Genomic DNA, 15344 nt, shown 5'->3' with positions numbered 1-15344 from the left:
CACTATCGCGTCGTCCGTCGGCACCGTCGGGACACCCGCCGACTGCGGCCACCCCTGGGCATCGCGTGCGTGCGCAGGGCATATGGCAGGGGAATGCGCAGATTCTCCCATGGCTGGAAAAATCTGCTACCGCAGGGAATCGTGGCCTATGCCTGACGTGGTGACGTTGCGTGCATGCCATGATTCCGCACGGTGTCGAAGTCGTTCCACCAAGGCCGGGGAGAACTCATGGCGCTCTCGCTCAAAGACCTGCTCGACCTCTTCCCCGACGAAGGCCGGGACTTCGTCCTGTCGCAGGACCTCATCGGGGACATCCCCGGCGTCGGCCCGCTCTTCGAGACATGGCTGTCATCGGCCGACCTCACCGTGAACGCGGCGGTGCCCAACCGCGGCGAGGTGACCGTCGCGGGCACGCTGTCCTTCACCGTGGTCGAGGGACCCTGCCCCGTGGAGGTCTCGTTCACCGTCGACGCGCTCCAGCTGGTCACCGGGCTGATGCTGGACTTCACGCTCCCGGCGACCGAGGAGGACTCGGGGGAGGAGGACCCGTTCGCCCCGCACCTCCAACTCTCGGCGGGGGCACAAGGGTTCTCCGCCGCCCTCGTGATCGCCTTCACCGGTGCCGGGGGCGATCCCAAGACGATGACGTTCACCGCCTCCTACGAGGGCGGGGCCCTCATCGGCGACTGGTCCTCCGACGACGGGCTGTCCTGGGACGACATCGCCCACGCCCTGGGCACCGCCCCCGCCGACCTGCCGCCCGCCCTCGTCCCGGTCCTCAAGCAGGTCGCGTTCGCCTACGAGAAGAAGAAGCGGGCGTTCGTCCTCTCGGCCGCCACCGAGTACGTGCAACTCGCCTTCGCCTCCCTCCCGCAGAAGGCCGGCACGGGCTCGCCCGGCCCCCGGTTACGCATGGTCCTCTTACAGGGCAAGTACGAGGCGGGCCTGGCCGACCTGCCGTCCGTCGGCGAGTACGCCCCGATCGACGACGACCTCGTCTTCGCCGGACTCCAGGCCTTCCACCTCTCCGCGGCGATGAAGGTCCGCAAGGTCAAGGCCCTCAACGACCTGATGAGCAGCGCGGGCGTCCAGCTCGGCCTGCCCACCCGTACCCTGACCGCCGGGGCGTCGCTGGCCGTCACCGCCGCCACCGCCTTCTCGGAGAAGAACTACGGCCTGGTGTACCCGCTGCGGCGCAAGCCCGGGCCCGCCCCCACCCCGCCCCCGCGCGCGGAGCTCACCGCCAAGGCGGACGAGGACGACGTCCCCGCGCAGGCGAGCATCCCCCTGGACGCCGCCTTCGGGCCCCTCCGCCTCTCCGAGATCGCGCTGTCCTACAGCGACGGCACGGCCCGGGTCACCATCGACGCCACCGTCGACGCGGGCGGCATCGAACTCAGCGCGTCCAAGCTGGGATTCGCGATCAGGCTCGCCGACGGCGCCTGGGACTTCCGGGCCACCCTCGAAGGGCTCGGCCTCTCCTACGACCGGCCCCCCGTCCGGATCGGCGGCGCGTTCCTCGTCAAGGAAGCCCAGTCGCCCTACGACATGCTGTTCGCCGGCATGGCCGTCATCGAGGCCAAAGTGGTGAGCGTCAAGGTCCTCGGCGCCTACGCCCGTGCCGAAGGCGGCTACCCGTCGCTCTTCCTCTACGGGGTCCTGGCGGGCCGCAACGGCCTGGGACCGCCTCCGTTCCAAGTGCGCGGCATCGCCGCCGGCTTCGGCTACAACAGCTCGGTCCGGGTGCCGGCCCCGGCCGAGACGCCCGCCTTCCCCTTCGTCGCCGAGCTGGGCGCCGGCACGGAACGGCCCCCGCTGGAGGTCCTGGACGACCTCCTCGACGGCTCCGGCGACCGCCTGCCGTGGCTGAGTCCCGCGCAGGGGCAGATCTGGTTCGCGCTCGGCATCGACTTCACCGTCTTCCGCCTCGTCGACGGCAAGGTCCTCGCCCTGGTCGAGTTCGGGGACGACTTCACCGTCGCCGTCCTCGGCCTGGCCACCGCCTCCTTCCCCGTACGCCGCGACTCCGGCGCAGCCATCGCCCGGATCCAGCTCGCCATGCAGGCCCTGTACACCTCCCGCGACCACATGCTCGCCCTCGCGGCGGAGCTCACCCCGGAGTCCTACGTCCTGGACCCCGAGTGCCGGCTGACGGGCGGCCTCGCGTACCGGACCTGGTTCGGCGGTCCCCACGAAGGCGACTTCGTCTTCTGCCTCGGCGGCTACGCACCCGGCTACGACCGGCCCGACCACTACCCGGACGTGCCGCGCCTCGGTTACACCTGGGGCATCTCCAATTGCGTCACGGTCCGCGGCGAGGCGTACACCGCCCTCACCCCCTCGGCCTTCATGGTCGGCGGCAGGCTGGAGGTGTCCTTCCACGCCGGCATCGTCGAAGCCTGGCTCACCGCCCGGCTTGAGGCCCTCATCCAGTGGAAGCCCTTCTACTTCCGGTTCGGCATCGGCGTCCGCATCGGCTTCGCCGTCGACCTGTGGCTCTTCACCGTCCGCGGCGAGGTGGGCGTCGACCTCGACCTGTGGGGCCCGCCCGTCGGCGGCATCGCCACCGTCCACCTGTGGTGCATCAGCTTCGACGTGTCCTTCGGGGCGGACCCGGACACTCGTATCAAGGACGTGAGCTGGACCGAGTTCCAGGAACAGCTCCCCGCTCGCGACGAGATGCTGCGCATCACCCCGATCACCGGCATCCTGCCCGAGGAGGAGGCCGTCAAGTCCCGCCGCCGGGCGAACGGCGACGACCGCTGGGTCGTCTCCGCCGACGGCTTCTCCTTCTCCACCGCCACACCGGTGCCCGCCTCCAAGGCCACCGTCACGACGAAGGAGTTCGACGGGCCGGCCCTCGACATCCGGCCCATGGACGCGACGGGGCTGGCCTCCGAGCATATGCTGACCGTAGAGCTGGGGGACGACCCGGGCTTCGACCCCGTCCAGCGCCGCTGGACGATCGAGCCGGTCACCACCAACGTGCCGCAGGCCCTGTGGGGCACGGGCGAACCCACCGTCGCGGACACCGGGTCGTCCGCCCTGCTGCCGGACCGGATCATCGGTCTCAGCGTCACCGTGCCCGGCCCCGAGGACGGTCCGACCCCCGGCGAGATGACCGACGTCTCGCTCGGCTTCGAAGACCTCGATCCCAGCCACGCCCTGCCGATCACCCCGGCCGACCCGCCCACGGGCCCTGAGCCCCGGGCCTGGCAGGAGGGCCAGGACCCCACCAGCATCGGCGCGATCGCCACCGGCATCGCCGGTCCGGCCGCGCCCGCCCGGGACGCCCTCTACGCCGAGCTCGCCGGCCTCGGCGTGGCCCCGCCCTCGCACGACAGCCTGGACGGCTTCGCCGAGCTCGCCGCCGCGGGCGCCTTCACCGCCGAACCCCTGACGATCTGAACCGCGCGAGGGAAGCCACCATGACGCAGCCCGCCGCTGCCGGGGACACCCCCCGGTTCAGCGTCCACTTCCACGACAACCACATCCCGGCCGCACCCGGCGGCCTCTACACCATCACGCTCGATCACACCGTCTCCGGCGACAAGGTGGGCTCGGACAACCTGCCCGCCGCCCGGCAGCAGTTCGAGATCCGCTCGCCGCAGTTCACCCTCGACGACTCCTTCGTCCACGCCCTCCACCCCGCCCCCGCGGCGAGCGGCGCCTTCGAGTACGTCCTGCCGCACATCACCCTCAGTCGGCTGATCCTCCCCTGGGAACGCGCCCTCGACCCGGCGGAACCCGGCCTGCCCTGGCTGGCCCTGCTCCTCTTCGCCGAAGAAGAACTCCCCGACGACCCCAAGGCCCAAGGACACGTCCGCACCCGCACCGTCCGCGAGCTCCTCACCACCACCGGCGACGTCCTCGCCCCCGACATCACCCTCGACGCCGAGGTCCCGCCCGAGCTCCACGACAGCTCCTGCGCCACCATCGACGTGCCCGCCGACATCTTCGCCGCCCTCGTCCCCCGCCGCACCGACCTCACCCACCTCTGTCACGTCCGCAAGGTCACCGACCGGCACGCCGCCCGCGTCCGCCGCGGCGGGGAGGAACTGGAAGCCGGCGACTACGCCGTCGTCGTCGGCAACCGCTTCCCCCGCACCGCCGGACGCTACGCCGCCCACCTCGTCTCCCTGGAGGGCTTCGCCGCCCACCTCGACGGCACCCGGCCCGGCCCGTCCGTGGTCCGCATGGTGTCCCTGCGCGCCTGGTCCTTCGAGGCCGCCCCCGACGCCAACGCCCACTTCGCCACGCTGATCCGGCACATGGCCGACGACCCGGCGGGCCTCGGACTGCGCCTGCGCCCCCAGGCGACGGCAACCGCAGCCGCGAACCCCGCCACCGAACGCCTGGACCTCGGTTACGTCCCGGTCGACCACGCCCTGCCCTCGGGGGAACACTCCTTCGCCTGGTACCGGGGACCCTTCACCCCAGGCATCGCCCAAACCGTGCCCGTCCCCGGCAGCGGCCACTACCAGCACGCCGACGAGGCGCTCATCTACCTCACCGACACCGGGGTCTTCGACGTCAGCTACGCGTCCGCCTTCACCCTCGGCCGGGCCCTCGCCCTGTCCGACGCCACCCTGGCCGCCACCGTCTCCGCCTTCCGCGCCCGCTCGCGCCGCCTCGCCCACCGGGCGCTCACGAGGGGCCGCACGGGCCCCCACCCGGCCCGCGACCGTTTCCACGAACTGATCGAGGACGGCCTCAGCGCCCGCCTGCACACCGCCGCCACCACCCCGACCGCAACAGGCAGCACGGCCGCCACCCCCGCACCACGCCGGGCCGCCACCGGAGTACCACGCCCCCGTACCGCCGCGGCCCTGCACGACCACCTGCGCACCGGCGCGACACGCGCACTGCTGCGCACCGCCCTCGCCGCGCCGCTGGCCCCGCTGGCGGGCGCACTCGACCAAGTGGCGCTCCTGGCAGCGACGCCGTTCGGCCACCTCGTGCCCGACGCCCGCATGCTGCCGCCCGAGAGCCTGCGCTTCTTCCACGTCGACGCCCAGTGGTGCGCGGCCCTGCGCGACGGCGTGCTCAGCACCGGCATCGGCACCTCCCTCGACGCGGCCGTCAACGACATCGCACGCGAGACGCTGGACCCGCCGCGCCGGCTGTCGGGCCTCCTGATGCGCTCCGCCCTGGTCAAGGGCTGGCCCGACGTCGTCATCGAGCCGCAGCGCACGGGCCCCGCAGGCACCGACCCGCAGCTCCTGGACATCGTCCACCGCGTGATCATCGGCCCCGACCTCCTGCTGTGCCTCGTCGACGGGGTACCCGACCAAGTGGTCTTCCGCGAGCCGCACGAAGGCATCCACTTCGGCATCGACGAGGGCGACCGCATCGGCCTGCGCCGCCTCACCGACCCCGTCGGGGACTCGCTGCGCCAGGCGTTCCCGCCCGAGGGCGAGGCCGGCATGAGCCGCTTCCTGCGCCCGGCCGGGGAGGGCGGCACACCCGAGATCCTCGACGTCGGCACCGGCACCGACGCGCTGGTCCCGGCCATGACCGCCGCACTCCGGGCCGCCGGACAGCTCGACCCGGACGCGCCCCTCGGCCCCGGCGCGCTCGCCGTCGAGCTCGTCAACGCCCCGCAACGCATCGCCTTCACCCCGGACCCCGCCGGCCAGAGTTAAGGACCAGCAGCATGACCTCCCCGTCACCCCTGATCGTTCCCGTCCAGGTGGACGCGCTCCTGGTCAACAAGCGCGTGCGCGACAACGAGACCTGGCGCCGCTGGTACGCCGACTTCGAGCGGCTGGAGGACCGGCGGCCGCCCGAGCCCGACCCGTTCCAGAGCGCCTCCGCCAAGCCGGGCCAGGGGATCCACCTCCAGTGGCTGCTGCCCGACGCGCTGCGGCGCGGCCGGCAGGATGGCCCGGCCGGCCGGGTGACGTTCCCCTACGTTCCCAACCGCTGGCTCGTCGTCCGCTACAGCCGCCCCGCCGGGCAGCCCGGGGCGGCTCCCGCCGTCGCCGGCTGGGTCGTCGAGAGCGACTACCTCAGCGACGAGGACGCCACGACCCCGTTCCTCGACCCGTGGGCCACGAAGCTGACGCCCGCCTGGATCGGCCGCTCCCACGACCTCGCCGACGGCCCCTTGCCCGAACAACGGTCCGCCCGTGCCCCCTTCCTCACCGCGGCGGGCCCGGGACTGCCGACCTTCGCGACGTACCAGCCCTACCACGAGGACGTCTTCTCCCTCCACGACCCGCTCGCCGACCTCGACGGTCCCGCCCTGCTCAGCTACCTCGTCGTCGGCTGGTACTCCGACCGGACCTGGGACATCCTGGCCGCGCCGCCCGGCGGCGACATCCGGGCCCTGCTGGAGTCCCTCCGCTGGGCCACCACCGACAGCGCCTTCCGCCCGGCGCGGTCCCTGTACGCGGGCTCCGCCCTGGGCCTGTCCTGGGACGCCGACGGAGATCGTCCGAAGTCCGACAAGCCCGAGGGCACCGCCGGCATCGACGTCGCCGTCGGGCACATCGCCACCGACGCCGAGACCGCCCTGCACCCGGCCGCCCTGAACGACCCCGAGGCGGCGCTGCTGTGGGAGGCGTTCTCGTACGACCTCTTCGAGGTCCTCGACGAGGACGGGGACACCGCCCTCGACCAGGCCCTGCGCCGCACCTGGTTCGGCGCGGACCAGGGCGGCTACACCTGGCGCATCGTCGACCGCCCGCAGCCCGACGGCAGCCGGGCGCCGGATCTCACCCCGCGGCAGACGGCCGACGAGCAGGCGTGGCTGGACGAGCTCAACGCCACGCAGGCCGAGCACGACGCCGCCTCCCGCGCCCTCGCCCACGACCAGCGCCGCCTCTACGGCCTGTGGTGGCTGCGCGGCCGGCCCACCCGGCCGGACGGCTGGGACAGGGCGTGCGACGCCCAGTTCGACGTCACCGACCAGGACTCCGCCGCCGGGAAGGTCCGGGCCGGACTCGACGCCCTCTTCGGCGACGGCGGCCTGCGCTCGCGCATCCCGTGGGGCGACACCGCCAAGGAACTCGCCGACGACGTCGCCGCCTACGCCGAGGACAAGGGGCTCGCGCCGGGCCGCGAGCTCCAGCGCGTCGCCGAACCCGCCTTCCACAGCACCCCGGACCCCTCCGTCATCGTCCGCGGCGCCAAGCTCGACCGCCCCCTGACCGACGAAGCGGACCTGGCCTGCCGCACCGCCGCCGAGACGGTGACGGCCGTGCGCGTCGGCGGCGATATGGCGCAGCCGCCCGCGGAACCGCCCGCCCCCGACCTCACCGGCCTGCCCGAGACCGCGGCCGTGGCCGCCCTCCTCGGCGAGTTCTTCCTCCTCGACCTCGCGGCCGTCTCCCCGGGCGACGATCCGGAGAAGACGGCACTGAACGAAGCGCTCGCCCACGCCGACACCCACGTCACCGGCACCCTCGCCCGCTTCACGCGGCAGTGGCGCCAGCCCTGGTCCCCGCTGCACCTCATCTGGAAGCTCAACTGCTACCCGACCCCCTACCGCACCGGCGACCAGGACAACTGGCGGTTCGACGGCACCCGCTACCGCTGGCGGGGCGACAACGCCCAGGACCCGGGCACCCTCACCGGACGGGCCCTGCTCAACCCCCTCCCCGGCTTCAACACCCGCGCCCGCCTCGCCCAGCACACCGCCGGCCACCCCCACGGGCCCGTGGAGAAGCTGCGCGAACTACGCGCCAAGGCCGGGGACTGGGACCTGCTCTCCCAGCGCATCGACGGCGTCAACGACTGGCTCGCCCAGCACACCGTCTCCACGAACATCGTCCCCACCGACCACCTCGCGGCCCTCGTCGACAACAGCAGCTCCCGCGTTTCCCTCAGCGAGATCCCTGACCCCGGACCGGCCTCCGGAACCGGCCGGGAGTTCCGGCCCGTCCGCGCGGCCCAGCTCGCCTTCGAGCAGTTGCACGTCGTCGACCGCTTCGGCCGCTCCCTGGCCGTCATCAGCCCCGACAACGTGCTCCAGTTCCCCCTCCAGCGGGCCGACAGCGTCACCCCCGAGATCACGGTGATCCCCGAGAACCCGTACCGCTTCGCCGAACTGCCCCCGCGCCTGCTCCAGCCCACCCGGCTGCGCTTCGACTTCGTCTCCACCCGGGACGACCACCACCGCGTCGACGTCGACGCCGGCCCCGGCGAGGCCCGGGGCGAGACGCCCGTCTGCGGCTGGCTCGTGGCCAACCACCTCTCCCGGTCGCTGCTCGTGCACGCCCCGGACGGCACGGCCCTCGGCGAGATCCGCACCGTGCTGAACACCACCCACCAGCAGGTCGCCGACTGGGACCCGCTGCCCGGCTCGCCCTACCCCGACCCCCGTCCGGACACCCCGTCCGGACAGGCCTTCGCCGCGGACCTGCCCCACCTGCACGGCTTCGTCACCGAGCTCCTGACCGCCGGTCCCGACGCCTTCGCCGAACTGCTCACCGCCGTCGACCACAGCATGTCCGCCACCGCGAGCGCCGAGGAGGACGACAGCCTGGCCGCCCTGGTGGGCCGTCCCGTGGCACTGCTGCGCGCCCGGCTCAAGTTCGAGCTCGACGGACCGCCGATGACCGCCTCGTCCTGGGACGACGTCGTCGCCCCGCCGGCCCCGGAGTTCACCGACTACCCGTGGAACGTCCGGCTGGGCGCGGCGGACCTGCTCAGCGACGGGCTCGTGGGATTCTTCCTCGGCACCGACTACACCCGCCTGCACACGGTCGCCGAACCGCCCGCCGGTACCCGGGGGCCGGGATACGCGGTCCCCATCGACGGTCACGAGATCGCCGTCCCCGCGCGGCCCCCCGTCCCGCCCGGCCGGGCCGCGGACGAGACCGCCGCCTGGGTCACGCTCCTCGCCGACCCCTGGGCCGCCGTCCACGCCGTCACCGACATCCTCCCCGTAGGACGGCTCCTGCTGCCGCCGACCTGGGTACGCGGACCCCTCGGACGCATGAAGCTGGCGTTCCGCATGGGGCCGCTCCTCGCCGGCAGCCGTGTGACCGCCGACGAGCAGGGCGCGACTCCTGCCGAACACCTGGTCATGCCCGGCCCGTCCGGCCGGCGCGGCACCTGGCAGTGGGCCCAGCCGACGGCCGCCCCCGCAGGCTGGACCTCCTACCCCCTCACCACGCCTGATGCCGCGCTGGCCCTCACGGACACCACCGCCGCTGCCCGGCACGGCTTCCTCCAGCTGTCCGGCGCGCTCGGTGACCCCGACGACCCCGACGGCCCCGGTGACACCGCACAACGGTCACCCGTCCAAGGCCCGGCGGCCCCCCAGTCCCCCCGGAGCGCGTCATGACCACCGCACTCGCCTACACCGTCCACACCAGCCCCGCACTGCTGCACGTCAGCGCGGACGGCCGTACCGACGGCCGGGCCGACGACCGCGCCACGCTGCGGATCACCGCGACCAATCCCGGCCCCGCTTCCGTCACCTGCGACACGATCACCATCACGATCCCGGCGGGCAAGGAGCCCCACGCCCTGACGGCCACCCCCGAGACGATCACGGCACGCGTGGCGGGCACCACCGGCTGGCACACCGAGCACCGCGGCGGGGGAGTGTTCCACGTACGGCCCACCGAACCCGGCACCGAACTCAAGCCGGGCGAACGGATCGTGATCACCTTCGCGGACGTCGTGGTCAACGAGGCGGCCGGCACGGCCACCCTCGGCATCGGCGAGACGACCGGTTCCGCCGGCGGAGCGCTGCGCGAGCGCGCCGGCGGCGGCAGGAAACTGGTCAAGGCACCCGCCGGCGCCATGCTGGAGGACTTCCGGCCCGACCGCACCATCGTGCCCAACGGCGAGACCGTCACCCTGACCTGGAAGTGCGTCGACGGACCGGACTACGAACTCTTCTACGGCGATCAGCGCGAAGTCGTGAACGGATACATCACCGACGGCAACGGCGAGTGGACGTCGCCGCCCCTGCACACGGCCACCGCCTTCATGCTGCTGGGCTCCACGGAGGAGGCCGGATCACCCGTCACCTACGGTCTGACCACCGCCGTGACCGTCGACGTGCCCGACCTGGAGGTCGGCAGCCTCGACGCCAACGGCGTCGTCCGGCTGTTCGGCCGGCCCCAGGAGGTCGCCGGCGGCACCACGAGCGGGACGTGGACGTACGCGGCCGACACCGACGGTGTGATCACCGGCTACATCAAGACCAACCAGAGCGGCGCGCCCGCCACCCTGAACGTCTTCGTCACGCCTCCGGACCTCAAACGGCAGAAGTTCGCCACCCAGTCCTGGGACGTCCGCGGCGGCACCGAGAACCAGGAGGCGAGCGTGCTGGTCCCGGTCCCGCGGGGCTCGACGGTGAGCGTGGTGCAGAAGACCGACGGCGGGGCCTTCACCGCCGCCCTGACGTGGTTCCCCTTCGGGACGGGACCGCTGCGCCCGATCGAGCAGTGAACAGCACCGCTCCGTCCACGACCGTCACGACCGTTTCACCGGCCCGGCATTCAGGAGAACCACAGCGATGAGCGAGACCCCCGGCACGACCGACCTCACCCCCGCGGGCATCAACGCGGCGTTCAGCGTCCCCGACTCGGGCGGTGCTCCGGCCGCCGTCTACATGCTCCGGGGCGGCTGGGCCGTCCACTACGACGCGGCGTCGACGGCTCCGCCGCAGCGCGGGAACACGCTCCGCGAGCTCTGGCCCCAGCTCCCGTCCGCCTACCTCGGCGGCGTCGACGCCACGTGCTCCACCGACACGCAGCGCGTCTACTTCTTCAAGGGCTCGACGTGCGTGCTCTACGACATCGCGAAGAACGAACCGGTGGGCGGCTCGGCCCCGGTGCAGATCGGCGACAAGTTCCCCGGCCTGGGCAAGGACGCACCCGACTTCACCCAGGGCGTGGACGCGGGCATGGCGGCGTCCGACGGCACGGTGTACCTGTTCCGCGGCGGCAGGTTCGTCAACTACGACCTGCAGACGGACGAGGTCCTGGAACAGGGCACGCTGGAGGAAGGCTGGGCGAACGCCGACTACCCCGACTCCGGGGTCTACGGCGGCGTCGCGGCCGCGTTCAACCACCCCGCCACCCGCAACGGCTACCTGATCGCCCCGGACGGCAAGCGTTACGCGGAGTGCGACACCGACCCCGACGCCCACCGCGTCACGTCCGGTACGAAGGCGCTGCGCGACCGCTGGCCCTACCGCACCTTCGTCGGCGTCGTCGACGACACCGCGGGCATCCTGTGGGTGTTCGACGCCGCCACGGGCCAGAAGATCCGGCAGACACAGGTCGGCTCCTACCCCGGCGGCGTCGCGATCTCCCCCGACGGGTTCCTCGCCCTGACGCCCATCAAGGCCACCAGCGGTACGAACGGCAGCCTCACCCTCGTCGACATCACCTCCGGCGCCCCGAAATCCGTGCCGCTGCAGGACCAGTGGCCGTACCGGGTGGCCGTCGCGCCCGACGGGTCAGCCGCCTGCGTCGCCACGGTCTTCGGCACGGCCGTCCACGTGGTTGACCCAACCAGCGGCGCCGTCCGCTCCGTCGAGATCGGCGAGGAGGCCTCCTGCGTCGTGGCCGCGCCCGACAGCAGCTGCTTCTACGTCAGCTGCCGGTCGGCCGGTGACGTGGCGGTCGTGGACCCGGTGACGGCGACGGTGACGCGCCGGTTCGACGGCGGATCGAAGCCGACGGAGCTCGCCCTGACCCCCGACGGCTCCGTGCTGGGCATCACCAACCCCTCCTCCGGCAGCAGCTTCGTGATGATCGCCCGGACGGTCGGCGGCGGGCAGCCCATCCCCGTCGGGGTCGGGCGGGACTTGATGGCGGTCGCCGCCTCGCCCGACTCGCAGCAGCTGTACTCCGTCGACCTGGACTCCAAGGTGAAGGTCATCGACATCCCGAGCGCGACCCACGTGGGCGACATCGCCGGCCTGCCGGACCGCCGGCTGTCGTCGGTCGCCGTGTCACCGGACGGACAGCACCTCTTCGTCACCGGCTACCTGGGCACGTCGGTGCAGAAACTGCCGGTCGGCGGCGGGGACCCGGTCGAATTCCCGCTGGGACTGACGCTGACCCAGTACGCGTACGTCACCGTCGCCCCCGCGTGGGGGTGAGCACGGCCATGACACCCCGACGCCTCGACGGCACCGGCACCTGCGTGCTCACCTACGACGTGGTGAGCCGGCCCAGTCCCATCCAGGTCTCTCAGGGATCGACGCCGAGCAAGGCGACCCTGTGGATCACCGTCACCAACCACCAGCAGAGCGCCGTCCACGTCGAATCGGTCCGGTTCACCTTTCCCGTGGGCACCGGGCCCGGCGACCTCAGTAACAATCCCGGCAGTGCGGATCCGCAGCAGGACGACGACGACAACAAAAAGTGGCGGTTCGAACTGGACGAGGACAACCCGGGATCGGCGGTGCTGACGCCCAAGCGTTCCGCGACCCTGCCGCCCGGAGGGCAACTGGACCTGGGGCTGGCCCACATCGAGATCAACGCGGCGGTCGGCACGAGCAAGCTGACCGTCGAGGAGCACATTAAGGACGCCCCGGACCCCGGGACCGGGGAATGGCCCCTGGCCAAGGTCCCCGCAGGCTTCACCACCGGCGACTTCCGGCCCGAGACGATCCTCGTCGGCAGCGGCACCCCGGCGGAGCTGACCTGGCGGGGCGATTCCCGGCCCGGGGCGACCTACACGATGCTGCACGACGGCGCACCGTGCGACGTCACCGAAGTCCGCTACTGGAAGTCCCCGCCCCTGCACCGCGACACCGCGTTCACGCTCGTGGTGGAGGTGACGGAGGGCGAAGACGCCGCCGAGTACGCGATGAGCACCATGGTCACGGTCGCCCGCCCCGACCTCGTCGTCAACGACCTCACCGTCACCGGGCACACCGTCCTCACCCGCATCTCCTCCGCCTTCGACCTCGGAGAGGCGACTGCACTCACCTACACCGCAGAGACCGACGGCTTCCTCGTCGGGCACGTCCGTGCCGACCAGGAGGTGCCCGACACCGAGGACCCGCCTCCCACACTGACGGTCACGGTCGCCCCGTCCGGGCGTACCGGCCACGTCACGAGCATCCAGTCCCGCCAGGCGGAACGGGCCCCCGGCGACCCCGGAAGCCGGCTCACCGCAGTCGTCCTCAAAGGCTCCACAGTCACCGTCGCACGCGCCGGCACCACCCCGAGCACGCACACCCTGACCTGGCTTCCCTTCGGCACCGGCGAGCTGAGGGAGGCTACTGGCGGGTGACGGCTCTGCGCAGGCGGGCGGCAAACGCCGGCCAAGCACGGTTCCCGGGCCGGCAGGGCCGGCCAGGGCCCCGGTGACGTGTCCATCGCGTCCCCGGGGCCCGGCTGCCCGGTTGCCGGGACCGGCTATCGCTTGGCCTGGCCCAGGCCGTCGCTCCGGTGGAGCCACAGGGTCGCGCCCGGGTCGACGTAGGGAGCGCGGGTGCGGGTGGTGTCGTGTCCGCACCGCAGGCTGACGGTTGTCGGGCCCGTGCTGGAGAAGGCGCCCTGGGCGGCGACCGTGGCCGCGTACACCCCGCTGCCCGCGCCCGTGGCGGCGTTGCCGATCATGCTGGTCGCTCCGCCGACAGGAGTCTCGCCCGCATACAGAGTGCAGCGGGTGTAGTCGCTCGGTTCCCAGCTGACCAGCGTCGCGTTGGAGGACAGCACCCACGAACCTGCGGGAACCGTCTCCGAGATCACCGTCGTGGGCGCCCCGCCCGTGGTGCTGAGCAGCACCCCGGACGAGGTCTGTCTGACCACGTCTTGCGAGGTCGTGAGGTGCCGTTCGGCGACGACGGAGGTGCGGTTCGTGCCCGCCGACGCGGACGAGGCCGTCAGGAGGCTGCCGGCCACGAGGCCGCCGATGCCCAGCACCGTCATCAGCTGGGAGGACTTCTTCATCGTTCCTGTTCCCTTCGCTCGGAGCGGGTGCTCGTCGTGGGTGCCTTGCACGCCACAGGATGCTGGAGCGGGGGGTGGAGGGACAGGAGGAGTCCGGCCGATCGCCGGAGGCGGCATTTCGCAACGGGAGAGGCTGACGCCTTGCGGTTCAGTCCGGGGCTGTTGTCGGCCGGTTCTTTGTACGAGTGGAGGGCCGGCGGCGCTGGAGGCCGTCGAGGAGGGCGTCGAGGGCGAGGTCGAAGCGAGCCTGGTGGTCCCGGGGGGTGCCGAGTCCTTCGGCGACGGCGGTGGCCAGTACGGGGAAGGCCGCGAGGCCGGGTGTGTCCTCGGTGCTCTGTCCGGGGTGGCCGGGGGTGTCTGCGGCCTCGGCGAGGCAGTGTCCGGTCACCAGCGTCGCGACGGAGTTGATGATGTGCAGTGCGTCGAGGGGTGGGATTCCGGCGCGTCCGAGTGCTGCCGCGGTGTCCTCCACCGCCTGCAGCGCAGCGGCCGAGCGCGCGGGTCGTGTGGCGATGAGCGGAATCACCCCGGGGTGGCGCAGCAGCTCGGCCCGGAAGGCGACGGCGAAGTCCCGCAGCCGCCCGGGCCATTGGCCGGCCGGTGAGTCGTTGTCCGGGCGTACCGCTGAGGTGACCAGTTCGACCAGGCCGTCCAGCAGAGCCGCTTTGTTCGGCAGGTAGTGGTAGAGCGACATCGCCTCGACGCCGAGCTCCGCGCCGAGCCGGCGCATGGACAGCTTGTCGATGCCGTCGCGGTCGGCGACGTCAAGGGCTGCGCGCAGCACCTTCTCCCGCGTCAGTCCTGTTCGTTTACCGGTCGGCTCCATCATGCGCTCCCTTGACTTTCCTTACGCCGTAAGGCGATAGTAACGGGCAACGCAGACTTACACCGTAAGGAAGGGGGGTCGGGGTGGACACCCGACAGAACAAGGCGCTGGTCAACAGCTTCTTCGCCGTACTCAACGAGGGCCGGCTCGAGGACCTCGGTGACTACCTGGCGGCCGATGTCGTCGACCACAACAAGGTCATTCACGGTGAGCCGGACGAGCCCGGCGCCGCTTTCGCCGCCATCGCCACGCAACTCCAGGCGCTGAAGCCCTACCGCGCCACGGTCGAGGAGCTCATCGCCGAGGGCGAGAAGGTCGTCGCCCGGATCACCCAGAGCGGCACCAGCTCCGGCACGCACCCGCGGATGCCCGTGCCCACCGGCCGCTCCTTCGAGAACGAGGCGATCTTCGTCTTCACCGTCGCCGACGGCCTCATCCGCGACATGCGCTGCGTCTCGGACCGACTCGGCCTCTTCCTCCAGCTCGGCTGGGACTGGCCCACCGCCGACTGAACAGCCGGGGCGTGCAGCCGCCGGCCGGCTCCTGCGTGATCGCCGCGGTCGTCTTGCCGCCGGACTGACCCGGTTCTGAGCCGAATCGAACCGGCGGAGGGGGCGGGACCGATCCGGATCGGTCCC

Annotated in this window: 9 protein-coding genes; 7 read left to right on the top strand and 2 right to left on the bottom strand. The window is 72.3% G+C overall.

Translation table 11 applies throughout. The annotated features are described in order from the left end of the window. The first annotated feature begins 228 nt into the window (after positions 1–228). The 6 genes from B7P34_RS19330 to B7P34_RS19305 all read left to right on the top strand — a co-directional run bounded on the left by B7P34_RS19330 (position 229) and on the right by B7P34_RS19305 (position 13218). Positions 229–3408 (top strand): DUF6603 domain-containing protein, encoded by a 3180-nt coding sequence (locus B7P34_RS19330; RefSeq protein WP_106678101.1) that lies wholly within the window; start codon positions 229–231, stop codon positions 3406–3408. Positions 3409–3428: 20 nt separating this feature from the next. Then, positions 3429–5645, top strand: a complete 2217-nt coding sequence (locus tag B7P34_RS19325; protein WP_106678099.1) for a hypothetical protein — start codon at positions 3429–3431, stop codon at positions 5643–5645. An 11-nt stretch (positions 5646–5656) separates the two neighbouring features. Continuing rightward, entirely contained in the window at positions 5657–9295 is a 3639-nt protein-coding gene (locus B7P34_RS19320) for a hypothetical protein (RefSeq protein ID WP_189382894.1), read from the top strand. Continuing rightward, a complete protein-coding gene (locus B7P34_RS19315; RefSeq protein ID WP_106678097.1) occupies positions 9292–10413 on the top strand; it encodes a hypothetical protein in 1122 nt (373 codons plus the stop codon). Before B7P34_RS19320 ends, B7P34_RS19315 begins: the two co-directional genes overlap by 4 nt. A 67-nt stretch (positions 10414–10480) precedes the next feature. Then, positions 10481–12076 carry a cell surface protein gene (locus B7P34_RS19310; protein ID WP_106678095.1) on the top strand — a complete coding sequence of 532 codons (1596 nt, stop codon included), beginning with the start codon at positions 10481–10483 and terminating at the stop codon, positions 12074–12076. A gap of 8 nt (positions 12077–12084) precedes the next feature. Next, positions 12085–13218 carry a hypothetical protein gene (locus B7P34_RS19305; RefSeq protein ID WP_106678093.1) on the top strand — a complete coding sequence of 378 codons (1134 nt, stop codon included), beginning with the start codon at positions 12085–12087 and terminating at the stop codon, positions 13216–13218. A gap of 125 nt (positions 13219–13343) precedes the next feature. Here B7P34_RS19305 and B7P34_RS19300 read toward each other — a convergent pair whose 3' ends face one another. Further along, the gene (locus tag B7P34_RS19300) at positions 13344–13880 is read right to left on the bottom strand and encodes a hypothetical protein (RefSeq protein WP_106678091.1); all 537 of its coding nucleotides are present in this window, start codon (positions 13878–13880) and stop codon (positions 13344–13346) included. 148 nt (positions 13881–14028) lie between these two features. After that, a complete protein-coding gene (locus B7P34_RS19295; protein ID WP_223268002.1) occupies positions 14029–14709 on the bottom strand; it encodes a TetR/AcrR family transcriptional regulator C-terminal domain-containing protein in 681 nt (226 codons plus the stop codon). Positions 14710–14789: 80 nt separating this feature from the next. Here B7P34_RS19295 and B7P34_RS19290 point away from each other — a divergent pair, with 80 nt between their 5' ends. Further along, positions 14790–15218, top strand: coding sequence for an ester cyclase (locus B7P34_RS19290; RefSeq protein WP_106678089.1), 429 nt, complete (start codon positions 14790–14792; stop codon positions 15216–15218). Positions 15219–15344: the final 126 nt, after the last annotated feature.

It is taken from the genome of Streptosporangium nondiastaticum (assembly GCF_003011965.1).
Classification (GTDB): Bacteria; Actinomycetota; Actinomycetes; order Streptomycetales; family Streptomycetaceae; genus Streptomyces; species Streptomyces nondiastaticus.
The sequence above is the reverse complement of the archived record's forward strand: the minus strand, read 5'-3'. Positions and strand labels throughout refer to the sequence as shown.

Excerpts from the sequence above, each read along its gene's own strand:
- B7P34_RS19330 (WP_106678101.1), top strand. The coding sequence starts at position 229 with ATGGCGCTCTCGCTCAAAGACCTGCTCGACCTCTTCCCCGACGAAGGC.
- B7P34_RS19325 (WP_106678099.1), top strand. The coding sequence starts at position 3,429 with ATGACGCAGCCCGCCGCTGCCGGGGACACCCCCCGGTTCAGCGTCCAC.
- B7P34_RS19320 (WP_189382894.1), top strand. The coding sequence starts at position 5,657 with ATGACCTCCCCGTCACCCCTGATCGTTCCCGTCCAGGTGGACGCGCTC.
- B7P34_RS19315 (WP_106678097.1), top strand. The coding sequence starts at position 9,292 with ATGACCACCGCACTCGCCTACACCGTCCACACCAGCCCCGCACTGCTG.
- B7P34_RS19310 (WP_106678095.1), top strand. The coding sequence starts at position 10,481 with ATGAGCGAGACCCCCGGCACGACCGACCTCACCCCCGCGGGCATCAAC.
- B7P34_RS19305 (WP_106678093.1), top strand. The coding sequence starts at position 12,085 with ATGACACCCCGACGCCTCGACGGCACCGGCACCTGCGTGCTCACCTAC.
- B7P34_RS19300 (WP_106678091.1), bottom strand. The coding sequence starts at position 13,880 with ATGAAGAAGTCCTCCCAGCTGATGACGGTGCTGGGCATCGGCGGCCTC.
- B7P34_RS19295 (WP_223268002.1), bottom strand. The coding sequence starts at position 14,709 with ATGATGGAGCCGACCGGTAAACGAACAGGACTGACGCGGGAGAAGGTG.